Here is a 240-nt window from a genome sequence, read left to right as displayed (position 1 = left end):
CACGGTGCGGGCGGTGGTCAGGGGGTCCGCGGTCAACAACGACGGCGCCGTCAAAGTCGGGTTCACCGCACCCAGCGTGACCGGTCAGGCCGCCGTGATCACGGACGCGCTGCGGGCCGCCGGTGTCGGTCCCGCCGACATCGACTATGTCGAAGGCCATGGAACAGGCACCTTGCTTGGAGATCCCATTGAGGTGCAGGCGTTGTCGCGGGTGTTTGGTGGGTTGGGTGGTGGGGCGGT

The 240-nt window shown here is 67.9% G+C and carries 1 protein-coding gene; it reads left to right on the top strand.

Annotated elements, in window-relative coordinates:
• On the top strand, nt 1-240 hold a 240-nt coding region (locus RB628_RS42225; protein WP_318325865.1), incomplete at both ends, for a hypothetical protein.

This window comes from Streptomyces sp. ADMS, assembly GCF_033441795.1.
Classification (GTDB): domain Bacteria; phylum Actinomycetota; class Actinomycetes; order Streptomycetales; family Streptomycetaceae; genus Streptomyces.
The sequence above is the reverse complement of the archived record's forward strand: the minus strand, read 5'-3'. Positions and strand labels throughout refer to the sequence as shown.